The organism is Streptomyces coeruleorubidus (assembly GCF_028885415.1).
GTDB classification, from domain to species: Bacteria; Actinomycetota; Actinomycetes; order Streptomycetales; family Streptomycetaceae; genus Streptomyces; species Streptomyces coeruleorubidus_A.
The window spans coordinates 1505199-1529130 of record NZ_CP118527.1 but is presented as its reverse complement, the minus strand read 5'-3'; the positions used below and the strand labels follow the sequence as shown (position 1 = coordinate 1529130).

General features: G+C 72.7%; 22 protein-coding genes, 2 pseudogenes and 1 riboswitch. Of the genes and pseudogenes, 14 read left to right on the top strand and 10 right to left on the bottom strand.

Annotated features, from left to right (window positions below; genetic code table 11):
- Window positions 1–103: 103 nt before the first annotated feature.
- Both PV963_RS07130 and PV963_RS07125 read left to right on the top strand, forming a co-directional pair.
- A complete protein-coding gene (locus PV963_RS07130) occupies window positions 104–2491 on the top strand; it encodes a phosphoketolase family protein (RefSeq protein WP_274814782.1) in 2388 nt (795 codons plus the stop codon).
- A 71-nt stretch (window positions 2492–2562) separates the two neighbouring features.
- Entirely contained in the window at window positions 2563–3186 is a 624-nt protein-coding gene (locus tag PV963_RS07125; RefSeq protein ID WP_274814781.1) for a DedA family protein, read from the top strand.
- Between the two features lie 12 nt (window positions 3187–3198).
- On the opposite strand, the gene PV963_RS07120 is transcribed toward PV963_RS07125, so the two are convergent.
- Entirely contained in the window at window positions 3199–3726 is a 528-nt protein-coding gene (locus PV963_RS07120) for a gamma carbonic anhydrase family protein (RefSeq protein WP_274821959.1), read from the bottom strand.
- 112 nt (window positions 3727–3838) lie between these two features.
- Here PV963_RS07120 and PV963_RS07115 point away from each other — a divergent pair, with 112 nt between their 5' ends.
- The 3 genes from PV963_RS07115 (at window position 3839) to PV963_RS07105 (ending at window position 5877) form a co-directional block, all read left to right on the top strand.
- Window positions 3839–4603 (top strand): acyltransferase, encoded by a 765-nt coding sequence (locus tag PV963_RS07115; RefSeq protein ID WP_274814779.1) that lies wholly within the window; start codon window positions 3839–3841, stop codon window positions 4601–4603.
- A 100-nt stretch (window positions 4604–4703) separates the two neighbouring features.
- Window positions 4704–5276 (top strand): XRE family transcriptional regulator, encoded by a 573-nt coding sequence (locus PV963_RS07110; protein WP_274814778.1) that lies wholly within the window; start codon window positions 4704–4706, stop codon window positions 5274–5276.
- Between the two features lie 43 nt (window positions 5277–5319).
- On the top strand, window positions 5320–5877 hold the full coding sequence (locus tag PV963_RS07105; RefSeq protein ID WP_274814776.1) for a YbaK/EbsC family protein: 558 nt from the start codon (window positions 5320–5322) through the stop codon (window positions 5875–5877).
- 7 nt (window positions 5878–5884) lie between these two features.
- Here the strand turns inward: PV963_RS07105 and PV963_RS07100 are convergent, their stop codons facing one another.
- Window positions 5885–6919 carry a cation diffusion facilitator family transporter gene (locus PV963_RS07100; RefSeq protein WP_274814774.1) on the bottom strand — a complete coding sequence of 345 codons (1035 nt, stop codon included), beginning with the start codon at window positions 6917–6919 and terminating at the stop codon, window positions 5885–5887.
- Window positions 6920–6981: 62 nt separating this feature from the next.
- On the opposite strand from PV963_RS07100, the gene PV963_RS07095 reads away from it, so the two are divergent.
- Window positions 6982–7341, top strand: coding sequence for an ArsR/SmtB family transcription factor (locus tag PV963_RS07095; protein WP_274814773.1), 360 nt, complete (start codon window positions 6982–6984; stop codon window positions 7339–7341).
- A gap of 1 nt (window position 7342) precedes the next feature.
- Here the strand turns inward: PV963_RS07095 and PV963_RS07090 are convergent, their stop codons facing one another.
- The 3 genes from PV963_RS07090 to PV963_RS07080 all read right to left on the bottom strand — a co-directional run bounded on the left by PV963_RS07090 (window position 7343) and on the right by PV963_RS07080 (window position 10772).
- A complete protein-coding gene (locus PV963_RS07090) occupies window positions 7343–8566 on the bottom strand; it encodes a 4-hydroxybenzoate 3-monooxygenase (protein ID WP_274814771.1) in 1224 nt (407 codons plus the stop codon).
- Window positions 8567–8604: 38 nt separating this feature from the next.
- Window positions 8605–10209, bottom strand: coding sequence for an APC family permease (locus PV963_RS07085; protein WP_274814770.1), 1605 nt, complete (start codon window positions 10207–10209; stop codon window positions 8605–8607).
- A gap of 134 nt (window positions 10210–10343) precedes the next feature.
- The gene (locus tag PV963_RS07080) at window positions 10344–10772 is read right to left on the bottom strand and encodes a CoA-binding protein (RefSeq protein ID WP_274814768.1); all 429 of its coding nucleotides are present in this window, start codon (window positions 10770–10772) and stop codon (window positions 10344–10346) included.
- A gap of 81 nt (window positions 10773–10853) precedes the next feature.
- Window positions 10854–11043: riboswitch (cobalamin riboswitch) on the top strand.
- 69 nt (window positions 11044–11112) lie between these two features.
- Between PV963_RS07080 and PV963_RS07075 the strand changes: the two genes are divergently transcribed.
- The 7 genes and pseudogenes from PV963_RS07075 (at window position 11113) to PV963_RS07045 (ending at window position 16450) form a co-directional block, all read left to right on the top strand.
- Window positions 11113–12129: an ABC transporter substrate-binding protein gene (locus PV963_RS07075; RefSeq protein ID WP_274814766.1), complete on the top strand. Its 1017-nt coding sequence runs from the start codon at window positions 11113–11115 to the stop codon at window positions 12127–12129.
- Entirely contained in the window at window positions 12126–13139 is a 1014-nt protein-coding gene (locus PV963_RS07070) for a FecCD family ABC transporter permease (protein ID WP_274814765.1), read from the top strand. Before PV963_RS07075 ends, PV963_RS07070 begins: the two co-directional genes overlap by 4 nt.
- Window positions 13136–13864 (top strand): ABC transporter ATP-binding protein, encoded by a 729-nt coding sequence (locus PV963_RS07065; protein WP_274814763.1) that lies wholly within the window; start codon window positions 13136–13138, stop codon window positions 13862–13864. The genes PV963_RS07070 and PV963_RS07065 overlap by 4 nt, the downstream gene beginning before the upstream one ends.
- A 160-nt stretch (window positions 13865–14024) precedes the next feature.
- Window positions 14025–14405 (top strand): annotated as a pseudogene (locus PV963_RS07060) (hypothetical protein); the annotation flags it as partial.
- A gap of 501 nt (window positions 14406–14906) precedes the next feature.
- Window positions 14907–15257 (top strand): annotated as a pseudogene (locus PV963_RS07055) (hypothetical protein); the annotation flags it as partial.
- On the top strand, window positions 15254–15796 hold the full coding sequence (locus PV963_RS07050) for a SixA phosphatase family protein (protein WP_274814762.1): 543 nt from the start codon (window positions 15254–15256) through the stop codon (window positions 15794–15796). The pseudogene PV963_RS07055 and the gene PV963_RS07050, both read left to right, overlap by 4 nt.
- A 27-nt stretch (window positions 15797–15823) precedes the next feature.
- Window positions 15824–16450: a YigZ family protein gene (locus PV963_RS07045; protein ID WP_274814760.1), complete on the top strand. Its 627-nt coding sequence runs from the start codon at window positions 15824–15826 to the stop codon at window positions 16448–16450.
- Between the two features lie 190 nt (window positions 16451–16640).
- Here the strand turns inward: PV963_RS07045 and PV963_RS07040 are convergent, their stop codons facing one another.
- The gene (locus tag PV963_RS07040) at window positions 16641–18272 is read right to left on the bottom strand and encodes an MFS transporter (RefSeq protein WP_274814759.1); all 1632 of its coding nucleotides are present in this window, start codon (window positions 18270–18272) and stop codon (window positions 16641–16643) included.
- A 92-nt stretch (window positions 18273–18364) separates the two neighbouring features.
- Between PV963_RS07040 and PV963_RS07035 the strand changes: the two genes are divergently transcribed.
- Window positions 18365–18952 carry a MarR family winged helix-turn-helix transcriptional regulator gene (locus PV963_RS07035; RefSeq protein ID WP_274814758.1) on the top strand — a complete coding sequence of 196 codons (588 nt, stop codon included), beginning with the start codon at window positions 18365–18367 and terminating at the stop codon, window positions 18950–18952.
- A 102-nt stretch (window positions 18953–19054) separates the two neighbouring features.
- Here the strand turns inward: PV963_RS07035 and PV963_RS07030 are convergent, their stop codons facing one another.
- From PV963_RS07030 to PV963_RS07015, 4 genes are all read right to left on the bottom strand, one after another.
- Complete coding sequence (locus tag PV963_RS07030) at window positions 19055–19855, bottom strand: SDR family NAD(P)-dependent oxidoreductase (protein WP_274814757.1); 801 nt, start codon at window positions 19853–19855, stop codon at window positions 19055–19057.
- A gap of 64 nt (window positions 19856–19919) precedes the next feature.
- Window positions 19920–20912 (bottom strand): aldo/keto reductase family protein, encoded by a 993-nt coding sequence (locus PV963_RS07025; RefSeq protein WP_274814756.1) that lies wholly within the window; start codon window positions 20910–20912, stop codon window positions 19920–19922.
- A 117-nt stretch (window positions 20913–21029) separates the two neighbouring features.
- Complete coding sequence (locus PV963_RS07020) at window positions 21030–22217, bottom strand: 3-deoxy-7-phosphoheptulonate synthase (RefSeq protein WP_274814755.1); 1188 nt, start codon at window positions 22215–22217, stop codon at window positions 21030–21032.
- 127 nt (window positions 22218–22344) lie between these two features.
- On the bottom strand, window positions 22345–23928 hold the full coding sequence (locus PV963_RS07015; protein WP_274814753.1) for an aromatic amino acid ammonia-lyase: 1584 nt from the start codon (window positions 23926–23928) through the stop codon (window positions 22345–22347).
- Window positions 23929–23932: the final 4 nt, after the last annotated feature.

Below are 23932 nucleotides of genomic sequence, written 5' to 3'. Positions count from 1 at the left end.
GCGTACCGCACAGCGGGCGGCACATGGCCGACAGGCGCCGGGCATCGAACCGGAACAGACTGGTACTCCTCCTGAGGCCGTCGCAGAACCCAGGGAGTCACTCATGCCCGAGGCCCCGCGCCTGGACACCGGCACGCAACCGACCGACGAGGAACTGCGCACGCTGGACGCCCACTGGCGGGCCGCCAACTACCTGGCGGCCGGACAGATCTACCTGCTGGCGAACCCCCTGCTGACCGAGCCGCTGCGGCCCGAGCACATCAAGCCGCGGCTGCTGGGCCACTGGGGCACCTCGCCCGGGCTCAACCTCGTCCACACCCACCTCAACCGGGTGATCAAGAACCGCGGGCTGGACGCCCTGTGCATCTGGGGCCCGGGCCACGGCGGCCCGTCGGTGCTGGCCAACTCCTGGCTGGAGGGCAGCTACAGCGAGAAGTACCCGGACGTGACGCGGGACGCGCAGGGCATGGAGCTGCTGCTGCGGCAGTTCTCGTTCCCCGGAGGCGTGCCCAGCCATGTCGCCCCGGAGGTGCCCGGCTCGATCCACGAGGGCGGCGAACTCGGCTACTCCCTCGCCCACGCCTACGGCGCCGCCCTCGACCACCCCGGCCTGCTGGTCGCCTGCGTGATCGGCGACGGCGAGGCCGAGACCGGCCCGCTGGCCGGCTCCTGGCACGCCAACAAGTTCCTCGACCCCGTCCACGACGGTGCCGTCCTGCCGATCCTGCACCTCAACGGCTACAAGATCGCCAACCCGACCGTGCTCGCCCGCCTCCCGGAGGACGAGCTCGACGCGCTCCTGCGCGGCTACGGCCACGAGCCGATCCACGTCGTCGGCGACGACCCCGCCGTCGTCCACCGCGCGATGGCCCAGGCGATGGACACCGCCCTCGATCGCATCGCCGAGGCCCAGCGCGCCGCCCGCGAGGAGGGCGTGACCGAGCGCCCGCACTGGCCGGTGATCGTGCTGCGCACCCCGAAGGGCTGGACCGGCCCGGCCGAGGTCGACGGCGAGCCGGTCGAGGGCACCTGGCGCTCCCACCAGGTGCCGCTGGCCGGCGTCCACGACAACCCGGAACACCTGCGGCAACTGGAGGCCTGGCTGCGCTCCTACCGGCCCGAGGAGCTGTTCGACACCGAGGGCCGGCCGGTCGCGGACGTCCTCGCCTGCGTCCCCGAGGGCAGCAGGCGGCTCGGCGCCACCCCGTACGCCAACGGCGGGCTGCTCGTCCGCGACCTGCCGGTCCCGTCCCTGGACGACTTCGCCGTCCCCGTCGACAAGCCGGGCACGACCCTGCACGAGCCCACGCGCGTCCTCGGCGACCTCCTGGCCCAGGTCATGCGGGACACCGCCGGGCGTCGCGACTTCCGCCTGGTCGGCCCGGACGAGACCGCCTCCAACCGGCTCCAGGCCGTCTTCGACGCCAGCGGCAAGGCCTGGCAGGCCGAGACCCTCGACGTCGACGAGCACCTCGACCGGCACGGCCGGGTGATGGAGGTCCTCTCCGAACACCTCTGCCAAGGCTGGCTGGAGGGCTATCTGCTCACCGGCCGGCACGGGCTGTTCTCCTGCTACGAGGCGTTCGTGCACATCGTCGACTCGATGGTCAACCAGCACATCAAATGGCTGCGCACCTCCCGGCGGCTGCCGTGGCGCGCCCCCATCGCCTCCCTCAACTATCTGCTGACCTCACACGTGTGGCGGCAGGACCACAACGGCTTCTCCCACCAGGACCCCGGCTTCGTCGACCACGTCCTCAACAAGAGCCCCGAGGTCGTCCGGGTCTACCTCCCGCCGGACGCCAACACCCTGCTGTCCGTCGCCGACCACGCCCTGCGCAGCCGCGACTACGTCAACGTCGTCGTGGCCGGCAAGCAGCCCTGCTTCGACTGGCTGTCGATGGACGAGGCCCGGGTCCACTGCGCCCGCGGCGCCGGCATCTGGGAGTGGGCCGGCACCGAGGACGGCTCCCGCGAACCCGACGTGGTGCTGGCCTGCGCCGGGGACGTCCCCACCCAGGAGACCCTGGCCGCCGCGCACCTGCTGCGCCGGCACCTGCCCGACCTGTCGGTCCGCGTGGTGAACGTCGTCGACCTCGCCCGGTTGCTGCCCCGCGAGGAACATCCGCACGGCATGAACGACTTCGAGTACGACGGCCTCTTCACCACCGACAAGCCGGTGATCTTCGCCTACCACGGCTACCCGTGGCTGATCCACCGCCTGGCCTACCGCCGCACCGGCCACCAGCACCTGCACGTGCGCGGCTACAAGGAGGCCGGCACCACCACCACGCCCTTCGACATGGTCGTCCGCAACGACCTCGACCGCTATCGCCTCGTCATGGACGTCATCGACCGCGTCCCGGGTCTCGCGGTGCGCGCCACGGCCGTACGCCAGCGCATGGCCGACGCCCGCACCCGCCACCACGCCTGGATCCGTGAGCACGGCACCGACCTGCCCGAGGTCGCCGAGTGGAACTGGAACGCCTGATTCGCAGGGGACGTCTTGTCACCCGGTAGGCTTCCCGTGCACGCAGGGAAGCACAGGGAAAGGATCCGGCGTTGCACGTCCAGGAGTGGCTCGAGACCGTACCCGCGGTCGCCGTCTACGCACTGGTGGGACTGGTCATCGGCCTGGAAAGCCTGGGCATCCCGCTGCCGGGCGAGATCATCCTGGTCTCCTCCGCGCTGCTGGCCTCCCAGCACGGTGCCATCGACCCCGTCGTCCTCGGCGCCAGCGCCACGGCCGGCGCGATCATCGGCGACTCCATCGGCTACGCCATCGGCCGCAAGGGCGGCCGCCCCCTGCTGGCCTGGCTCGGCAAGAAGTTCCCCAAGCACTTCAGCGAGGGCCACATCGCCACCGCCGAGCGCTCCTTCGAGAAGTGGGGCATGTGGGCCGTCTTCTTCGGCCGCTTCGTCGCCCTCCTCCGCATCTTCGCGGGCCCCCTCGCCGGTGTGCTCCGCATGCCGTACTGGAAGTTCCTCATCGCCAACGTCCTCGGCGGCATCGTCTGGGCAGGCGGCACGACGGCGGTCATCTACTACGTGGGCATCGTCGCCGAGTCCTGGCTGAAGCGCTTCTCCTGGCTGGGCCTGGTGGCGGCGGTCCTCGTCGGGCTCACGTCGATGCTGGTCCTCAAGCGCAAGGCGAAGAAGGCCCAGCCTGTAACCGCTGCCGAGTGAGACGCCCTTCTGCTATGCGTGCACCTCACGATGCGCCTTCGCCAGCTCGGCGTACATCGTGCCGTTGAGGGTGACTCCCTGCCGTTCCTCCTCCGACAGCTCCCGCCGGACCTTCGCAGGCACCCCCGCCACCAGCGACCCGGGCGGCACGACCATGCCCTGCGGCACCAGCGCCTGCGCGGCGACGAGCGACCCGGCCCCGATCACCGCCCCGTTCAGAACCGTCGCCCCCATACCGATCAGACAGTCGTCCTCGACGGTCGCCCCGTGCACCACGGCGTTGTGCCCGATGGACACCCGCTCACCCACCGTGACGGGAAACCCCGGGTCGGCATGGAGGGTGCAGTTGTCCTGGACGTTGCTGCTCGCGCCGACGGAGATCGTCTCGACGTCACCGCGCAGGACGGCCCCGTACCAGACACTCGCGCCCACCCCCAGCGTCACGCCGCCGATCACCGAAGCCGTCGGCGCCACGAACGCCTCCGGATCGACCTGCGGCTCCCTGCCGCCGATACCCGTGATCATCGCCCGCTGTCCCATGTCCGCCTCCAGAAACGTCGTAGACAACGCGCAAACCGTACGACACTCGATGGGGCGAAGATCACAGGCCTCCGACCCCGCGGGGTGAGCTACCGCTGAGTACCGTGACCTCGTGCCGAAGCGCAAGAACACGTTCTCATCCTGGTGGCGCGGCCTCGCGCAGCGCGCCGTCCACGCGGGCTGGGCCTGGGTGCAGCGCACGGGTTCCGTGACCGCCGAACATCCCGGGCGCTACCGATTCGGCGCGATGGGAACAGGTACCAGACTCGCCTTCCCGCTCGGCACGGTCTTCGGCGAACCCTGGATCCACGTGGGCGCCCACTGCATCATCGGCGAGCAGGTCACCCTCACCGCGGGCCTGATGCCCGACCTCGACCTCGGCCCGGACCCGATCCTGCGCATCGGCGACGGCGTCGTCCTGGGCCGCGGCAGTCACGTCATCGCGGACACGACGGTCGCCATCGGCAGCGACTGCTACTTCGGTCCGTACGTCTACGTCACGTCCACGAACCACTCCTACGACGATCCCCACGAGCCGATCGGCAAGCAGTGGCCGCGGATGGAGCCGGTGGAGATCGGGCCCGGCTGCTGGATCGGCACGGGCGCTGTGATCCTGCCGGGTGCCCGGATCGGGCGGAACGTGGTGGTGGCCGCGGGCGCGGTCGTCCGGGGCGCGGTGCCCGACCACGCCGTGGTGGCGGGTGCGCCGGCGCGCGTCGTACGGCGCTGGACACCGGCCGGTGGCTGGCAGCCGCCCCTGCGCACCCCGCCGCCGGTGCCGATACCGCAGGGCGTCACGCCCGAGCAGCTGTGCGCCCTGTCGGACCTGGACGAGGAGACGGCGGCCGGACTCGCCGAGCTGGAACCGGAGTCCTGAACCCGGCGACGAGCCGCGCAGTACAGTTCAGTGAACGCTCAGGTCAACTACGCCATAGTGCAGCCAGTTGCGCTACGGCGTGCAGAATATTGGACGGAATGTGTCGGACCTCGATCTGCTGACCCAGTCCCTGGCGCGCAGCGTCAAGCACTGGCGCGCGGTGCGCGGCTTCACCCTGGACGTGCTCGCCGCCCGGGCGGGCGTCAGCCGCGGCATGCTCATCCAGATCGAGCAGGCCCGCACCAACCCCAGCCTCGGCACCGTCGTCAAGATCGGCGACGCGCTCGGCGTCAGCATCACCACCCTCCTCGACTACGAGCAGGGCCCGAGGGTCCGCATCGTCCCCGCCGAGCAGGCCGTACGGCTGTGGCACACCGAGGCAGGCAGCTACAACCGGCTGCTCGCGGGCACCGAGGCGCCCGGCCCGCTGGAGATGTGGGACTGGCGGTTGATGCCCGGCGAGAACAGCCCGTCCGACCCGCACCCCGCCGGCACCATGGAGCTGCTCCACGTCACGGCCGGGGAGCTGACGCTCACCGTCGACGGCGTGGAGCACCGCGTCCCCGCCGGCGCGAGCGTGTCCTTCGAGGCCAACCTCCCGCACACGTACGGCAACACCGGCGACGTGCCGATGGAGATGATGATGGCCGTCTCGGTGCCGCCCGTGACCTGAGACGCCCGGTCCGAGGGCGGTCCGGTGTTGTTAGCGTGCCGTTATGCGCGCTCCCATCGGACACTTCGACGACGCCCGTCCGGCCCCGGCCTGCCTCGACGAGCTCACCGGCCCGGTCGCCGACGCCGTACGCCACTGGCGCGGCAGCGTCCCCGCCGACCAGATCCTCTACGTCGACACCGACCCGGAGTGGGCCGACACGGCCGTCTTCGTGGAGCACTACGGGCGGGAGCTGCTGGAACAGTCCGCGAACTGCGTGGTCGTCGCGGGCAAGCGTGGCGGCGAGTCCACGCTCGCCGGGTGCGTGGTGCTGTCCACCACCCGGGTCGACGTCAACGGCGTCGTGCGCCGCCAACTCGGCGCCCGCAAGGCCTCGTTCGCCGCGATGGACACGGCGACCGGGGAGACCGGCATGGAGTACGGCGGCATCACCCCGCTCGGACTGCCCGGCGGCTGGCCCGTGCTGGTGGACGCGGCCGTCGTCGACCTGCCGTACCTGCTGGTCGGCAGCGGCCGGCGGCGCGGCAAGCTGCTGGTGCCGGGCAAGGCGTTCGCGGAACTGCCGGGCGCGGTGGTGCTGGAGGGGCTCGGGGTCGCCTGAGGGGGGCCTATGTCACCGCGTGGTGGGCCAGCGGCAGATGCGGGTCGGCCTCGCCTGGGGCCGGTTCCGGGTCGGCGTGGACCAGGGCCGCGGTGAGGCGGGGCACGGCGTGCAGCAGGGCGTGCTCGGCGTCGACGGCGATGCGGTGGGCCTGGCGTACGGTCACGTCACCGTCCACCACGACCGCGACCTCGGCGCGCAGCCGGTGACCGATCCAGCGCAGCCGCAGCTCGCCGACCCCGCGCACCCCGGCGACCTCGGTGAGCGCCCGCTCGGCCCGGTCCACCAGGGCCGGGTCGACCGCGTCCATCACCCGGCGGAACACCTCCCGCGCGGCGTCCCGCAGTACCAGCGCGATCGCCGCCGTGATCGCCAGCCCGACGATCGGGTCGGCCAGTTGCCAGCCCAGGGCCGATCCGCCGGCACCCAGCAGCACGGCCAGCGAGGTGAAACCGTCGGTGCGGGCGTGCAGTCCGTCGGCGACCAGCGCGGCCGAGCCGATCGCACGGCCGACGCGAATGCGGTAGCGGGCCACCCACTCGTTGCCCGCGAACCCGACGAGGGCGGCCACGGCGACCGCCGGGACGTGCTGGACCGGGCGCGGGTCGAGGAGGCGGTCGATCGCCGTCCAGCCGGCGAAGGCCGCCGACGCGGCGATCGTCAGCACGATCACCAGGCCCGCCAGGTCCTCGGCCCGCCCGTAGCCGTAGGTGAAGCGCCGGGTGGCCGCGCGCCGGCCCAGTACGAAGGCGATGCCGAGGGGTACGGCGGTGAGCGCGTCCGCGGCGTTGTGCACGGTGTCCCCGAGCAGCGCCACCGAGCCGGAGACGGCCACCACGACCGCCTGAGCCAGCGCCGTCACGCCGAGCACCGCGAGCGAGACCCACAGCGCCCGCATCCCGCGGGCCGAGGACTCCAGTGCGGGGTCGACCTTGTCGGCCGTCTCGTGGGAGTGCGGCGTGAGGAGGTGGGAGAGGCGGTGCCGGAGGCCGTGCCGGTGCCCCCGGTCGTGAGGGTGGGAGTGCTGGTGCCGGTCGCTCACGTGCGTCCCCTTCCGGTGCGTGCGAGTGGACGTGCCCACGTCCATGGGGCCATTATGTGCGTATGAGCGCACGCATGCACCTGTCATCTGCGCACGATGCGCATTCGCGCAGCCCGGGCGAGGAACAGTTCGCGCTCGCCGCCGAACTCCTCGCCCTGCTCGGCGACCGCACCCGCCTCGCCCTGCTGCACGCGCTGGCCGAGACGGAGGCCGACGTCACGACCCTCACACAGAGGTGCGGGGCGGCCCGGCCCGCCGTCAGCCAGCACCTGGCGCGACTGCGTCTGGCGGGCCTGGTGAACACGCGCAAGGAGGGCCGCCGGGTGATCTACGCGCTCCGCGACGGCCATCTGCGCCGGCTCGTGGACGAGGCGCTGAACGTGGCCGACCACCGGCTCACCGACCGGCCCGTCCACGACTGAATCAGTACCGCGCGGCCGTCCCCAGGTACTGCTCGGCGAAGGCGGCGGCCGCCGCGGGCGACGTGAACAGGCGGCGCAGCCGGGCCAGCGTGGTGCCCGCGCGGAACGGGTCGCCCGCCGCCGTGCCGTGGTACACCTCGGACAGCCACTGCGAGAACTCCTGGTAGTCCCACACCCGCCGCAGGCACGCCTGCGCATAGCCGCCCAGGCCGCTGTCGTCCCCGCTGTTCAGGCTGGCCACCAGGGCGTCGCCGAGCAGGAAGGCGTCGTGCAGGGCGAGGTTCATGCCCTTGGCGGCGATGGGGGCGACCAGATGGGCCGCGTCACCGGCGAGGAAGAGCCGGCCGAACACCATCGGCTCGACCACGTAGTCGTGCATGTCCAGCACGCGCTTCTCGATCAGCCGACCCTCGGTCAGCGGCGGCACACCGGCCGCCCCGAGCCGGTTGTGGAGCTCCGCCCAGACGCGCTCGTGCGGCCAGTTCTCCGGGTCGTCGCCCGGCGGGCACTGGAGGTAGTAGCGGGTCACCTCCGGGTTGCGGGGCATCTGCCCGGCGAACCCGTCGGCGTGGCAGCCGAACAGCACGCAGTCGGCGGACGGCGGCGCCTCGGCGAGCACGGCCAGCCAGCCGATGCCGTAGTCGTGCCGTGCGACACGGACCCGCTCCGGCGGCAAGGATGCCCGCGTCACGCCGCGCGCCCCGTCGCAGCCGGCCACGAAGTCGCAGTGCACCACCCGGTGTTCACCCGTCTCCGGGCAGGTGTACGACACCGACGGCCGGTCGGTGTCGATGTCGTGCACCCGCACGTCCCGGACCCCGAAACGGATCCGTCCGCCGCGTACGTCGGCGTACTCGCGCACCAGGTCCGTCACCAGCAACGGCTGCGGATAGACGAAGTGATGACTGCCCGTCAGCTCGCCGTAGGGGAACCGGTACCGCTCGCCGTCGAAGCGGAACTCGCACGCGGTGTGCAGCTCCGCGCGGTCCAGCAGGTTCCGGGCGAGGCCCCGCTTCTCCAGGCCCCGCACGGCCCATTCCTCGATGACTCCGGCCCGGGGCCGCTGTTCGATGAACTCGCGGGTCTCGGTCTCCAGCACCAGGCAGTCCACGGACGCGGCCCGCAGGATGTTGCCGACGGTCAGCCCCGCGGGACCGGCGCCCACGACAACGACCGGGAAGCGTTGCGGGGCGCCGGAGTTCGGGGGCGGGGAGGCTTGGGTCATGCGCTCATTATGGAGGCGTCGACCGCGCGTGGCCGGTGTCAGTGGACGGGCACCTCGGTGACGGCCACCTCCCCGATGCTCCGCTCGATCTCCTCCGGCCGGGACGCCGACGCCCGGGCCCAGTAGTAGATCGCCAGGGAGAACACCGTGATGACCAGGATGTCCCACCACAGTCCGATGTGTCCCTGGCCGCCGAAGCCGCCCTGCCAGGAGATGATGCCCATGCCCAGCAGGTAGACGGGCAGCCACTGGGCGGCCTTCCAGTCGAGCCGGGGTGCGTCGGGCAGGCCCTTGCTGGTGGCGTACCAGGCGTATCCGCCGAGCAGGACGTAACCGAGGACGATGGCCACACCGAGGCGCCACAGCGTGTCCCAGGTCGACCAGTAGATGATGAGGTTGGCGACCACGAACGACAGCGGGGAGACGACGTTCCCGCCGGGCAGGCGGTAGGGGCGTTCGCGGTGCGGCAGCCGGTCGGCGAAGACGCCGTACGCCAGCGGGGCGCCCGCGTACATCAGCACGCTCGCCGAGGTGATGAAGCCGACCAGCTGCTGCCAGCTCGGGAACGGCAGGAAGCAGATCACGCCGGTCACGAACGAGATGATCAGGCCGAACCACGGCACGCCGCGCGCGTCGGTGCGGGTGAAGATCTTCGGCGCGTAGCCGTTGCGGGCCAGGCCGTAGGAGACGCGGGAGGTGGCGGTGGTGTAGATCAGGCCGGTGCCGCCGGGGGAGACGACCGCGTCCAGATACAGCACCACGCTCAGCCAGCCGAGCCCCAGCAGGGTGGCCAGGCCCGCCCAGGGGCCGCTGATACCTGGGTAGTCGAGCTTGGTCCAGCCGTGCGCGAAGGAAGTCAGCGGCAGGGCGGCGATGAAGACGATCTGGAGCAGGACGTAGATCGCGGCTCCGATGGCGACCGAGCCGAGTGTCGCGCGCGGCAGGTCACGGGCCGGGTCGCGGCTCTCGCCCGCCAACTGGATCGCCTGCTCGAAGCCCAGCAGGGCGAAGATGATGCCGCTGGAGCTGACGGCGCTCAGCACGCCGTGGGCGCCGAACGGGGCGAAGCCGTGCTCCGTGAAGTTGCCCGGGTGGAAGTTGCCGGCCGCGATGATGAAGATCGCGGCCAGCGGCACGGCCACCTTCCACCAGGTGGCGGCGCTGTTGGTGTGCGCCAGGATCCGCACGCCGAGGAAGTTGATGACGACGAACACGGCCATGAGGATCACGGCGACGACGAACCCGCTCGTCGTCAGCGTCTGGTCCTTGGCGTGCTGGAAGCCCTGCGCCCAGTGATAGTGCCCGGCGTAGCCGATCATGGCCTCGACCTCGATCGGTGCCACGGTCGCGGCCTGGAGCCAGGAGAACCAGCCGAAGGACATGCCGGCCAGACCGCCGAACGCGTAGTGCGGATAGCGTGCCGTGCCGCCCGCGACCGGGAACATGCCGCCCAGTTCCGCGTGCACCAGTGCCAGGAGCACGATCGCGACCGCGCCGATCAGCCACGACAGGATCGCCGCGGGACCGGCCGCCACGACCGCCTTCTCGGCACCGTACAACCAGCCGGAACCGATGATGGAGCCGACCGACGCCCACATGAGCCCGATCAGTCCGACATCCCGGCGGAGGCCGTCTCTTACCATGAATTCGGGGGCCTCTCATAAATGAACTCAAGGAGTTCGGCGAGCAAGAGGCCTCAGATTAGAAATCGATTATCCAGCGGTAGAAGACGAGTTGTGCAGCCTTGACCCGGCGCGGGCATTTCCTGGGAAGGGCTTCAGGAATTCTGTACGCGGTGATGAGGAAGTCGTGGGATCTCGATCGCCGGGCAGCGGTCCATCACCATCTCCAGCCCCGCGGCGCGGGTCCGGTCGTACGCCGCCTCGTCGATGACGTCGAGCTGGAACCACACCGCCTTCGCGCCCTTGGCGACCGCCTCGTCCGCGACGGCTCCGGCCAGATCGCTGTTCACGAACACGTCCACGACGTCCACGTCGAAGGGGATGTCCGCCAGACTGGCGTACCCCTGCTCGCCGTGCACCGTCTCCGCCTTGGGGTGCACGGGCACGACGCGCTTGCCGTAGCGCTGGAGGACGGCGGCGACGCCGTACGCCGCGCGCCGCTGGTTCGACGACAGGCCCACCACGGCCCAGGTGTCGCCGAGCTCGGTGAGGATCCTGCGGACTGTTGCCTCGTCGCCGTACACCGGCGGCCTCCTCGAAAGTCGCGGAAGAACTGCTGTCCCCACAACGGCGTACGGTCCGCGGTGATTCCCCGGCGTCCTCCGTGATAGCTTGCCGAGGCCAGTCGAACCCATGTACGTGGGTCAGGGAATCCGGTGCGAATCCGGAACTGACGCGCAGCGGTGAGGGGGACGGGCGGGGCCTCGGCCACTGGACGGCGTGTGTGACGTCCGGGAAGGCGCCCCGCACCGGACGAACCCGAGTCCGAAGACCTGCTGGCGGCCCCCGCGGCCGTTCGCGGCGGGGGAGCACCGTACGACCGGGCTCCGCGATCGAGCCCTCGACGACTGAGGACTGGTTTCCGTGCCCCTCGCCCCACCCGCCCGTGCCGCCGTCCTGCTCGCGGCCGGCTCCCTGCTCCTGACCGGCTGCGGCGACTCGAAGGCCACGACCGTGAAAGCCGCCGTCACGCTCGACAACTGCGGCCACGAGGTGCGCGTCGAGGCCGCGCCGCGGCACGCCGTCTCCCTCAACCAGGGCACCACCGAGATCCTGCTCTCCCTCGGCCTCGCCGACCGCCTCGCGGGCACCGCCACCTGGACCGACCCCGTGATGAAGGGGTTGGCGAAGGCCAACGCGAAGGTGCCGCGCATCGCCGACGACAACCCGTCCTTCGAACGGGTCCTGGACACCGGCCCCGACTTCGTCGCGGCGTCCTTCGTCTCCACCCTCGGCAAGGGCGGCGTCGCCACCCGCGAGCAGTTCGAGAAGCTCGGCGTGCCCACGTACGTCTCCCCGTCGGACTGCGCCGGCAAGGACAACTCCGGGGGCGGCGACGGCGCGCGCGCCAAGGCGCTGGGCATCGACACCGTCTACGGCGAAGTGCGCGACCTGGCGACCGTGTTCGGGGTGAAGGAACGGGGCGACAGGCTCGTGGCCTCCCTCCAGAGCCGCATGGCGAAGGCCACACACGGCATCGAGGCCTCCGACGTCACTCTCCTGTACTGGTTCGCCAACTCCGAGTCGCCCTACATGGCGGGCTGTTGCGGAGCACCCGGCATCATCACCCGGGCCCTCGGCGCGAAGAACGTCTTCGACGACACGCACGAGGAGTGGCCGCAGACCAACTGGGAGACGGTCGCCGACCGCGACCCCGACGTGCTCGTCATCGGCGACCTGACCCGCAGGTCGCAGACCGCCGAGTCCGCCGCGAAGAAGATCGCCTTCCTGGAGTCCAACCCGGTCACCAGGAACATGGACGCGGTCGAGCACAAGCGGTACGTACTGCTCAGCGGGCAGGCCATGAACCCGACCATCCGCACGGTCGAGGGCGTGGAACAGGTCGCCGCCGGACTGCGCGAGTTCGGGCTCGCGAAGTGACCGTCCGCGGGCCCGCGCTCGGTGTTGCCGGCGCCTTGCTCCTGGTGGTCTCCCTTGCCCTGGCGATCACCGTCGGCCCGGCCGACATCCGGGTCGCGGACGTCTGGTCCGTCGTCGCCGCCCACCTCGGGCTCGGCAGCTCGGACCTGACGCCGATCCGCGACGGGATCGTCTGGCAGCTGCGGCTGCCGCGCACCCTGCTCGCTGCCGTGTGCGGCGCCGGACTGGCCGTCTGCGGGGCGGTGATGCAGTCGCTGCTGCGCAACCCGCTCGCCGACCCGTTCGTGCTCGGGGTGTCCTCCGGCGCCTCCACCGGCGCGGTCGTGGTCGTCGTCCTGGGCGTGGGCGGCGGTGCCGTCTCGGTGTCCGCGGGCGCGTTCCTCGGCGCCCTGGTGTCCTTCGCGCTGGTGCTGCTGCTCAGCCACACCCTCGGCGGCACCACCGACCGGGTCGTCCTCGCGGGCGTCGCCGCCATGCAGCTCTTCTCCGCGCTCACCTCCTTCGTCGTGATGACCGCCGCCGACGCCGAGACGACCCGGGGCGTGCTGTTCTGGCTCCTCGGCTCGCTCGGCGGCGCGGGCTGGACCGACGTGTGGCTGTGCCTGTCCGTCCTGGCCGTGACGCTGGTGGTCTGCCTGTCGTACGCCCGTACCCTCGACGCCTTCGCCTTCGGGCAGGACGCGGCGGCCGCGCTCGGGGTGTCCGTGGCCCGCACCCGGCTGGCGCTGCTGTGCGTCACGGCCCTGCTCACCGCCGCGCTGGTCAGCTCGGCCGGGGCGATCGGCTTCGTCGGGCTGGTCCTGCCGCACGCCGCGCGGGCCCTGGCCGGTCCCGGGCACGTCCGGCTGCTGCCGGTCACCGCACTCGCCGGCGCGGTGTTCCTGGTGTGGGTGGACACGCTCGCCCGTACGATCCTGGATCCGCAGGAGGTGCCGGTGGGAGTCGTGACGTCGCTGATCGGGGTGCCGGCGTTCGTGGCGGTGCTGTACCGGACGCGGAGGGTGCGGTGAGCGGGGTGGGGGCGGCGAAGAGCGGTGCCGGGCTGCGGGCCGAGCGGGTCGGCCGCCGTGCCGACGGGCGCCTGATCCTCGACGACGTCGTCCTCGCGCCGGAGACCGGCTCCACCGTCGGCGTCCTCGGCCCCAACGGCTCCGGCAAGTCCACGCTGCTGCGGCTGCTGGCCGGGTTGCTCACGCCGACCGCCGGAGTCGTCACCCTCGAAGGCACGCCGCTGGCGACCTGCCCCGCCGCACCGTCGCCCCCGCCTCGCCGTGGTCGAGCAACAGGCCGACACGCAGGTCGAGTTGACGGTCGCGGACGTCGTACGGCTGGGCCGTGTCCCGCACCGCCGCACCGCGCCGACCAGCCCTGGCACACCCTCTCGGGCGGCGAACGCCAGCGGGTGCAGATCGCCCGCGCGCTCGCCCAGGAGCCCCGCGAACTCCTCCTGGACGAGCCGACGAACCACCTCGACATCCACCACCAGCTCGACCTGCTCGCCCTGGTCACCGGCCTGCCGGTCACCACCGTCGTCGCCCTGCACGACCTCAACCTCGCGGCGATGTACTGCGACCAGGTCGTCGTACTGAGCGCGGGGCGGGTCGTGGCGGGTGGCGCTCCGGGCGATGTCCTGACGGAGGAACTCATCGCCGAGGTGTACGGGGTGCGGGCCGCCGTCAGCCGTGACGGCCCCGAGCGGCGGCCTCATGTGCGGTTCCTGGGGACGCTGGGGTGAGGAGGCGTAGAGCGATTGGGGCCGTGGTGGTCTGAACGGCCGGTGTGTCGTGGGTGGGGGCGGCCGCCCGGCACGCCATTGGTGGGGTGTTCCCGCCACTGTGGCCGGAAAAAGCCGCACATGCCTGCGTGTGCCCGCCCACCCGGCCTACGCTCGCCTAGTGCTGCGCATCATCGACGCCCGTACCGGCGAGCCGGTCGACGCCGCTCCGGCCCGCCGGGGCCTGACCCGTGTCGAGGTACACGCGCCCGGCTCCGACACGACGGATCTGCGGGTGCTGCTCGTGGCGGACCTGCTCGTGCGGGCGCTGGAGCTCGGCGGCACACCGGTGTGGGCCCTGCTGACCGGCGGGCGCCGCCAGGCGGAGCTGCGAGCGGACGCCGCGGCCCTCGGCATCCGCCCCTTCGAGGACAGCCCCGACGTCAGCGCCGGGCTGGGCGAGGCCCAGGTCGTCCATGTCGCCGCCGAGGGCGGGGCGGCGCCTGACGGCGTGCGGATCGCTGTCGCCCCCGTGGAGGCGGCGGGGCCGGGCGCGTCGGACGGAGGGCGGCGGGAAGCCGGGAGGTCGGACGACGTTTCGGCGGAGTCGGGCCTGTCGAGCGGCCGGTCGGCGGGCTCGGGCCTGCCGGTCGGTGAGTCGGCGCAGTCGGGCCGGCCCGGCGGGCAGTCGGTGGGTTCGGGCCTGCGGGGCGACCAGTCGGTGGGCTCGGGACTGCGGGGCGGTGAGTCGGCGGGCTCGGGCCTGCGGAGCGGTGAGTCGGCGGAGCGCCGGTCTGGCGGGCAGTCGGCGGGCGCGGACATGCCGAACGGCCACCCGGCGGAGTCGGGCCTGCCAGCCGGTGAGTCGGCGGCTTCGAGCCTGTCGGTCGGTGAGTCGGCGAAGTCAGGCGCGCCGAGCGTCCAGCCGGCGGAGCCGGGCCCGCCAGCCGACTCGTCCTCGGAGTCACGCCCGCCGAGCCGCCAGCCGACGGAGGAAGATCTGCCAGCCGACGGCAAGTCCGCGAGGCCGGCCCCGTCGAACAGCCAGTCGGTGGACCCTGCCCCGCTGGGCGTCGATCCCACCGTCCTGCGTCTCGCCCTGCTCACCCGGCATCACAGCGCGCCCGTCCGGCTGGACGCGGGCGTCCTCGACGAGGCGCAGGCCACCCTGGCCCGCTGGCGCGGCGCGGTCGCCCATTGGGCCCGCAGGCCCTCGCGGCCCGTCCCCGACGACGTGCGCGGGCGGTTGCGCGATGCCTGGGAGGACGATCTGGACGTGCCCCGGGTGCTGGACGAGCTGCGGCGGGTGGAGAACGAGCCGGAGCTGCCGGACGGCGCCCGTTTCGAGACGTACGCCTATGCCGACCGGCTCCTCGGACTCGAACTCACCCGCGACCTGGGAGCCCCGTCATGATCGAGCGCAAGGGAGCGGGCCCGCTGCGCCGCCTGGTCGTGCTGCGGCACGCCAAGTCCGCCTGGCCCCTGGACGTCGCCGACCACGAGCGCCCGCTCGCCCCGCGCGGCCGCCGCGACGCCCCCGCGGCCGGACAGGCCCTGGCCGAGGCCGACTGCCTGCCGGACCTCGCGCTGTGCTCCACCGCCGTACGCGCCCGCCGGACCTGGGAGCTGGCCGCCGCCGAGTGGGGCACACCCCCGCCCGTCCGGTACGACCGGCGTCTGTACGCCGCGAGCCCCGCCGGTCTGCTGGCCGTCGTGCACGAGGTGTCGGCCGAAGTGGAGACACTCCTGCTGATCGGGCACAACCCGGGCCTGGAGGAACTGGTCCTGGCGCTCGCCGATGACGGCCTCGACGACACTCTGGAGCGGGTCCGCACGAAGTTCCCTACCTCGGCCATCGCAGTCCTGTCCTGGTACGGCACGACCTGGCGCGCCCTCACCCCCGGCACCGCGCTGCTCACCTCCATGACCGTGCCCCGGGGCGCGAAGAAGTAGCCCCGGGCCCGCGCATAGGCTGGCCCGATGCAGGACGAATACCGCACGGTCGCCCGCGCCGGCGTGCACGAGACCGAGGTCAACCGCTCCCGCTTCCTGTGCGCCCTCGCCCCGGCGGCCACCGAGCAGGAGGCGCAGGACTTCGTCGCCACGGTCCGCAAGGAGCACGCCGACGCCAGCCACAACTGCTGGGCCTACGTCATCGGCGCAGACGCCTCCGTCCAGAAGGCGAGCGACGACGGCGAACCCGGCGGCACCGCCGGCGTCCCCATGCTCCAGATGCTGCTGCGCCGCGACATGCGGTACGTCGTCGCCGTCGTCACCCGCTACTACGGCGGGGTCAAGCTCGGCGCGGGCGGGCTCATCCGGGCGTACGGCGGAGCGGTCGGCGAGGCCCTGGACACCCTCGGCACGCGCACCCGGCGCCGGTTCCGGCTGGCCACGGTCACCGTCGACCACCAGCGGGCCGGCAAGCTGGAGAACGACCTGCGTACCTCCGGGCGCGAGGTGCGGGACGTGCGTTACGGGGAGGCGGTCACGATCGAGATCGCACTGCCGGACGCCGACGTGGACGCCTTCCGGGCGTGGCTCGCCGACGCGACCGCCGGAACGGCCGGCTTCGAACCGGGCGGGGAGGCGTACGGCGACGCCTGACGTGCGATCAGCCACGTGCGCGGCGCCCGGGAGCCGGCCCGGCGGGCATCAGTGCCGATGGAGCGGGAGCGGGACGGCGGCCCGCAGCGCACCACCTAGGCCGTTGCGCACCGGTACGCGCCCCGCCCCCTCGGCCGAACCGGCGAAGGGGCGGAGCGGTGGGCACCGGACCGTCCGCCGCGGACGGTGGCTATCGGTCGGTGTCGGTGACGGCGGGCGTCTCCCGGTGTACGGCAAAGCGGGCGGCGCCGACGGGCTCCTCAACATGCCCGGCCGGGTCGATGGGGCCTTGGCCGCCCTCGGCCCCCGCACCCCCCGCGGCTTCCGCGCTCGCGGGGACGCGGCCCAGCCGGACGGCGAGCAAGGCCGTGCCGACGGCGAGTGCCGCGAGGACGTAGGCGGTGAGGTCGAAGGCCGCCACGAAGTCGGCCATGCCGGTGTCCGGACCCGGTGCCTGGGGATTGGTACCCAGAAAGCCGCGGTACAGGGCCCCGATGACAGCCACACCGAAGGCCATGCCCGCCTGGGTGACGGTGTTCAGCACACCCGATCCGGCGCCCGCGTCGTCCGGGTGGACCCGGGAGAGGACGGTGTCCACCAGGGGGGCGACGACCAGGCCCTGCCCGAACCCGGAGACCCCCATCACCACCGCGAGCCCGATCGCCTGGCTCGTGCTCTCCAGGCCGGTGACGGCGGGCACGGCGGCGAGACCGGCCGCCATGACCAGACCGCCCGCCACCGACACCCCGATGCCGAACCGGGCCGCGAGCCCGCGGCAGGCCGCGGAGGCGGCGATGAATCCGAGGCCGAGCGGCACGAAGACCATGCTCGCGGCCAGTGGCGTCAGCCGGAGTCCCGACTGGAGGTGGAAGGTGAGAACCAGGAACAGCCCGGCGTTGCCGGAGAAGAACAGCAGCACGGTGCCCATGCTGAGCGGGAAGCCCTTGGCCCGCAGCAGCCGGCTCGGCAGCAGCGGGTCGTTGCCCTGGGATTCCGTCCGGCGCTCCCACCGCAGGAAGGCCACGGTGCCGGCCGCGGTGAGGGCGAAGCAGACGTACGTCCACCAAGGCCAGCCGTGCTCACCGCCGAGGATCAACGGGATGAGCACGAGAGGCAGCAGCACGGCGGTGAAGACGGCTCCGGCGATGTCGAGTCGCGGCAGATCGGCGCTGCGGCTCTCGGTGACGGCGGGCACGGCCGCGCACAGGATCGCCGCGCCGATCGGCACGTTGATCAGGAAGATCATGCGCCAGCCCAGACCGGCCACATCGAGGTCGAGCAGCAGACCGCCGCCGACGAGGCCGGCGATGACGCCCGCGCCGATGGAGGCACCGTAGGCGCCGACGGCACGGGCGCGGTCGCGTTCGTGCACGAAGACGGCCCGGATGAGCGAGAGCACCTGCGGTGTCATCACCGCGGCCGACAGGCCCTGCAGCACCCGGGCAGCGATCAGCGTGGCCGGGCTGGGCGCGAGCGCGCACAGCAGGGACGTCAGGGTGAAGGTGGCCACGCCGTACTGGAAGGTGCGCTTGCGGCCGATCCGGTCGCCGAGCCGGCCGCCGGTTACCATGCCCGCGGCGTAGGCGATCACGTAACCGTCGATGATGAACTGGAGTTGGCCGAACCCGGCGTTCAGGTCCGCCTGGATCCCCGGAGCCGCGACGTTCACGATGAACATGTCGATCTGGCTCATGAACATCGCGAGCAGGACCACGGTGAGTCCCGCCCAGTCCCGCCCCGTTGCTCGGGGAGGGCCGGTCGCGGTGGCGGCCCCGGCATCGGCTCCTGCCTTCGGGTTCGCTTTCCGTGTCTCTGTGCGCATATCACCACTCGGTTTCCAACGTGCGCTGAAGCGCGCTTGTTTAGTGCTAAATTCAGATCTAAATGTAGCAGGTCGGTGTGAAGGGTGAGCTCATGACGGCATCAGAGGAAAGCGATCGCCGACCGGCGGGAGAGGACCCGGCGGACGCCATCGCGGCCGCCTGGAGCCGCGAGCGGCCCCAGACCCCGGTGGGCTCCATCGGCGTGGTCACGAGAATCTGGCAGCTCGCCAAGCACTTCGGCGACGACCGCCGGCGGGTCCTCGCCGAGGCGGGAGTCGACCCGGCCACCCTGGACCTGCTGAGCGTGCTGCGCCGCAGCGGGCCGCCCTACACCCTGAGCACCCGGGACCTCGCCGCGCACTCCCTGGTGACCGCGGGCGCCATCTCCCAGCGGGTCGCGCGCGCCGAGCGCGACAACCTGGTCACGCGCCGCCCCGCCCCCGGCCGCAGCCGCGCGGTTCTGGTCGAACTGACCCCGGCCGGGCACGAGCTGGTGGAACGCACGGTGGACCGGGTGCTCACCCGCGAGGCACAGTTGCTGGAACGCCTGGGCCCGGAGCGGCGTGAAGCGCTCGCCGAGTTGCTGCGCGAGCTGCTCGACGACGTGCAGGACGAGCTGAACGTGCGGGGCGTCTCCCATGTGGGGCACGAGGGCCTCGACCACACGGGGCAGGGCTGAGCCGGACCGTCGTCGGCACGGCTTCCCCGGGCCGTCTGCGGGGAAGCCGTGCCGTCCTGTTCCGGGGCGGCGGTGCCGGCTCCGTACTGGCTCGGTGCCGGCTCAGTATCCGTATGCGCTGGGCGCGTTCTGGCCGCCGTCCACCGGGATGTTCGCGCCGTTGACGGCCCGTGCCCGGTCCGAGAGCAGGAAGGCGATCACCTCGGCGACGTCCCGCGGATCGACCAGACGGCCGCCGGGGAACTCCTTCTCGAACTCGCGGTAGGCCCGCGGGTCCTCGTCCCGGAGCCTGGCCCAGCCCTTGCCCTCGATCAGCATGGAGCCGGGCGAGACACAGTTGACCCGGACGCCTCGCGGCCCCAGCTCGCGGGCCAGGGACGAGGCCATGTGGATCTGCGCGGCCTTGGCCGCCGCGTACTGCGCGGGCGGGGCGGGCTTCCAGCCGGAGACGGAGGACACCAGCACGGCGCCGCCCCCGGTCCCGGCCAGGTGATCGGCGGCCTCGCGCAGCGCGATCGCCGGATGGGTGACGTTGAGCCGGCACGTCAGGTCCCAGTCGGACGGTTCCGTGTCGCGCAGGTCCGCACCGCGCGCGCCGCCCGCGACGGTCACGAGGCCGTTCACCCGGCCGAGCCGGGCGGCCGACTCCCGTACGAACGCCGCGAGGGCGGACTCGTCGAGCACGTCCAGTCGCGCGGTGTGGAGGGTGCGCCCGTACCGGGCGCGCACCTCCTCGGCCACCGCCTCCAGCGAGGCCGCGTCACGGCCGCACACGGCGAGATCGCAGCCCTGCGCGGCGAGCCGGAGCGTGGTCTCCCGCCCCAGCCCGCGGCTGCCGCCGGTCACGATCACCGCCTTTCCGCCCGTGTCGCCCGTGTCCTTGGTGTCGACTGTGTCGTTCAAGCCGTCCTGCTCCTCTCCTCGTACTGTCGCCTCCCTCCTCGTTTCCCTGCTCCGGGTGGGACGTTCAGCCCGTCCTCGCGGGGTCGCGCACGATGTACGCCGAGAGGATCTCGTCGATGCGGTCCAGCACCGCCTGCTCCAGGCGTACGCCGGAGGCCGCGGCGTTCTCCTTGACCTGCTCGGGACGGCTGGCGCCGATGATGGCCGCGGAGACGGACGGGTTCTGCAGGACCCACGCGATCGCCAGCTGGCTCATCGTCAGGCCGAGGTCCGAGGCGACCGGCCCCAGCTCCTGGACGGCCCGCAGGGCTCCCTCGTCCTTCATCCAGTGGCCCACCAGCATGTCGACGAAGCCCTTGCCGGCCTCGGTGCCCGCCCGGGAGTCCGAAGGCGCCGCGGTGCCCGGCAGGTACTTGCCGCTCAGGATGCCCTGGGCCAGGGGCGACCAGACGACCTGCCCCAGTCCCTCCCGCTCGCAGGCGGGCACGACCTGCGAGTCGATGACCCGCCACAGCATCGAGTACTGCGGCTGGCTGGCGACCAGCGGGACGCGCAGCTCCCGGGCGAGAGAGGCCGCGCGGCTGATCTGCTCGGCGGTCCACTCGCTCACCCCGACGTAGAGGACCTTCCCGGAGCGGACCAGGTCCGCGAAGGCGAGCATGGTCTCCTCCAGCGGAACGGCCGGGTCGTAGCGGTGCGCGTAGTAGACGTCGACGTAGTCGGTGCCGAGCCGGCGCAGCGAGCCCTCGCAGCCCTCGATGACGTGCTTGCGGGACAGACCGCGGTCGTTGGGGCCGGGGCCCACCGGGTGGCAGACCTTGGTGGAGAGCACGAGGCCCTCGCGCCGCTCACCGGCGAGCGCCTTGCCGAGCACGGTCTCGGCGCGGGTCTCGGAATACACGTCGGCGGTGTCGAATGTGGTGATGCCCGCGTCGAGCGCGGCTCGCACGCAGGCGTGCGCCGCCTCCTCGTCGATCTGGGCACCGTGGGTGATCCAGTTGCCGTAGGCGATCTCGCTGATCACGAGGCCGCTCTGGCCGAGCCGTCGGAACTCCATGTGCTGTGTCCTCTTCTCTGGGGCTTTTTCTCTGGGTCTTCTCTCGGACGTTCTCGGGTGCCGCGGCGCGTCCCGGCGGTGCGCGTGCGGGTACGACGGGACGGCCGGCGCGCCGCCTCACAGCAGTGCCGCCGTGCGGGCCACCACCTGGCGGGCCTGGCGGGGGCTCAGCCGCGGGTCGCAGGCCGACTCGTAGTGGGGCAGCGGGGCGGGCGAGGCCAGTTCCGCCGCCGTGTCGACGCACTCGGTGACGGGGCGATGGGCCGTCTCCAGCATCAGACCGGCCGGACGCAGGCCGCGGGCGAGCAGGGCCGACACGAAGCCCTCGATCTCCGCCATGACGTCATCGACCGCACGGCTCTTCTGCCCGGCGCCGTTGGTGCGGGTGTTGCCGTGCATCGGATCGCAGATCCAGGCCACGCCGGCGGCCTCGTCGCCGAGTGCCCCGAGCACGGAGGTCAGTCGCGGGACGATGTGCTCCCGGCCCATGCGCACGATCAGTGAGAGCCTGCCGGGACGGCGCCGGTCGCCGAGCATCCGCACCAGCGTGCGGACGTCCTCGGGCGATGCCTCGGGGCCGATCTTGACACCGACGGGGTTGCCGACCGACGCGGCGAACTGCACGTGCTGATGGTCCGGTTGACGCGTCCGGTCGCCGATCCACAGGAAGTGGCCGGAGGAGCCGTAGCGGCCCCCGTCCGCGTCGGGGCGCACCAGGGCCTGCTCGTACTCCAGGAGCAGCGCCTCGTGTCCCGCGTACGTGCGCTGGGGCGCCGTCCGCCCGGCCAGGCCCAGGTCCCGTTCGAGCAGGGTGCTCAGGGTGTTCCCGGCGTTCCGGTACGCCAGAAGCAGCCGGGACGGCAGCGCGATGCGTGCCGCCAGGGTGGGCTCGGGGGCGTTGACCGCGTCCCCGCGGTAGACGGGCAGCACCGTGCCGTCGGACAGGGTCTCGGTCGGCTTCGAGCGCGGTTTGGCGTACTGCCCGGCGATCCGCCCCATCCGTACGGTGGGCAGACCGCTGGTGTCGGTGAACTCGTCGGCCAGCCGGTGCAGTTGGTCCGCCTTGGCGAGAACGGTCTCGGGGGTGGCGTCGGCGAACCGCTCGGCGCACTCCCCGGCCTGGAGCACGAAGGCCTCACCCCGGGCGGCCCGCCCGAGCTCGACGGTGAGATCGGCGCAGGCGGTGGCGTCCACCAGGGGAGGTTTCGCCTCCAGGGAGAGCAGGACGTCCTTGAGTTCGTCGAGTGAGGCCCATTCGGGCTGCTGAAGGGCCCGGGCCGGCAACAGCAGGCGCGTGGCGGTCATGGTCTTCCTCCATCGGGCGGTGCGGCGTCCGGCTCGGGGCCGGGCCGAAGTAGCGGGTGGTGGCGTGGGGTTGGGGGCAGGGCGGGGGCAACCCGGCGCCCCCGGCCGTGCTGGGTGGTCGCCGGCGTCAGGCGGCGGCGGTGCGGCGCGTGTCTGTGGTGGTGGCGTCGGGGCCGGGATCCGTGACGGCGAGCGGCAGGAACCGGGCCCGGGCCAGCCCGGCCGCCCGGGCGATCTCCTGCGCGAGCGGCCGGTCCTGGTCCACCGGCGGGAACTCCTCCCGCAGCTCCCGCCACAGCCGCCCCTGCGCCCGGTCCCGGTGCCCGGTCAGGTGAGCGAGCTGGTTGACCGCGAGGAGCAGCGAGCCGAGGATCCACCAGGCCCGCTCGGCCATCTCGGCGACGGCGTTGGCGCTGTTGAGGGCGAGCGGCACCTGGTCCTGGTTGTGCAGATTGGTCGGCACGGCGGTGAAGGACGCCGGATGACCCAGCTGACGCAGCCGGCCCAGATGGGAACTCGCCGCGATCTGCACACCGGCGAAGCCGCTCCCGGCCCCGGGCCGCGGCGTCAGCAGCGGGGGCAGCCCGCCGTTGACGGCCGGGTCCAGCACCAGGGCGAGCTGCCGCTCCAGCAGATAAGCCACCTGGTGCACGCACGAGGCGTGCGTCTCGCAGGCGAACGCCACGGGCGCGGCGTGGAAGTTGCCGCCGTGCAGCACGGTGTCCTCGACGAGAACGGGGTTGTCGCTGCACCCCTCGGCCTCGTCGGCCAGTACCGAGCCCTGGAGGTCCAGCTGGTCCAGTACGGCGCCGAGGACCTGCGGGGCGCACCGCAGCGAATACCGTTCCTGGAGCGGGCGGTCCGGGCCGGGTGCCGTGCCGCTCCCGGTGCCCGAGGCGGCGCGTTCCGCCCGGATCCACGCGGCGGCCGTCCGCTGCCCGGGCTGGTTGCGCACCCGCTGGAGGGCGTCCTCGTACGGTTCGCCCGAGGCGCCGAGCAGCGCGGCCGTACGGCCGGTGACGACCGCGGCGGCCCGGGTGAGAGCGCCGAGTTCGCGGTGGGTGTGCAGGGCGCGGGCCAGGCAGGCGCTGCTGCCGTTGACGAAGGCGAGCGCGGACCGGGCCTCCCACTCGACGGGCGGCAGGCCCAGGGCGGCCAGCGCGGCGGACGCGTCCTCGCGCCGCCACCCGCCCTCGGCGTCCTGGCACCATGCCTGGGCGCTGTCGGCACGGTCCGCCGCGCATGCGAGTGCGGCGTGCGCCAGCGGCACCAGGTCGCCGCTCGCGCTCAGGCTGCCCTCGCTCGGCACCACGGGGACGAAGCCCGCGTTCACCAGGTCGGCGAGACGCCGCCAGGTCTCCGGCGCGACTGCGGAGTGCCCCAGCGCCATGCCGCGCAGCCGCAGCCAGACCATGGTGCGGGTGACGTCCGGCGGCAGCGGAGCGCCCTGCCCGCTCGCCAGGTGGGAGATGAGTCCGATGCCCTGGCGGGCCGGGTCCGGGTCGGCGGGATGGTCCACCAGCGGGCCGAAGCCATGCGTGACCCCGTAGACGCGCCGGGAGGCATCGAGGCCGGCCAGCGTGCGATGAGCCGCCGCCATGCGGTCCTGCTCGGCGGCCGTCGGTTCCAGCGGGGCGCTGCTGCGGTCCAGCAGGTCACGCACCAGGGTGTCGGGTGATCGTCGGTCGTCGGATGAGCGAGGGAGGGGCATGAAG

What these genes read in the sequence shown, in the direction of transcription:
- PV963_RS07130 (WP_274814782.1), top strand. Translation starts at nt 104, where the DNA reads ATGCCCGAGGCCCCGCGCCTGGACACCGGCACGCAACCGACCGACGAG.
- PV963_RS07120 (WP_274821959.1), bottom strand. Translation starts at nt 3,726, where the DNA reads ATGGGACAGCGGGCGATGATCACGGGTATCGGCGGCAGGGAGCCGCAG.
- PV963_RS07105 (WP_274814776.1), top strand. Translation starts at nt 5,320, where the DNA reads ATGCGCGCTCCCATCGGACACTTCGACGACGCCCGTCCGGCCCCGGCC.
- PV963_RS07095 (WP_274814773.1), top strand. Translation starts at nt 6,982, where the DNA reads ATGAGCGCACGCATGCACCTGTCATCTGCGCACGATGCGCATTCGCGC.
- PV963_RS07090 (WP_274814771.1), bottom strand. Translation starts at nt 8,566, where the DNA reads ATGACCCAAGCCTCCCCGCCCCCGAACTCCGGCGCCCCGCAACGCTTC.
- PV963_RS07085 (WP_274814770.1), bottom strand. Translation starts at nt 10,209, where the DNA reads ATGGTAAGAGACGGCCTCCGCCGGGATGTCGGACTGATCGGGCTCATG.
- PV963_RS07050 (WP_274814762.1), top strand. Translation starts at nt 15,254, where the DNA reads ATGATCGAGCGCAAGGGAGCGGGCCCGCTGCGCCGCCTGGTCGTGCTG.
- PV963_RS07045 (WP_274814760.1), top strand. Translation starts at nt 15,824, where the DNA reads ATGCAGGACGAATACCGCACGGTCGCCCGCGCCGGCGTGCACGAGACC.
- PV963_RS07040 (WP_274814759.1), bottom strand. Translation starts at nt 18,272, where the DNA reads ATGCGCACAGAGACACGGAAAGCGAACCCGAAGGCAGGAGCCGATGCC.
- PV963_RS07035 (WP_274814758.1), top strand. Translation starts at nt 18,365, where the DNA reads ATGACGGCATCAGAGGAAAGCGATCGCCGACCGGCGGGAGAGGACCCG.
- PV963_RS07025 (WP_274814756.1), bottom strand. Translation starts at nt 20,912, where the DNA reads ATGGAGTTCCGACGGCTCGGCCAGAGCGGCCTCGTGATCAGCGAGATC.
- PV963_RS07020 (WP_274814755.1), bottom strand. Translation starts at nt 22,217, where the DNA reads ATGACCGCCACGCGCCTGCTGTTGCCGGCCCGGGCCCTTCAGCAGCCC.
- PV963_RS07015 (WP_274814753.1), bottom strand. Translation starts at nt 23,928, where the DNA reads ATGCCCCTCCCTCGCTCATCCGACGACCGACGATCACCCGACACCCTG.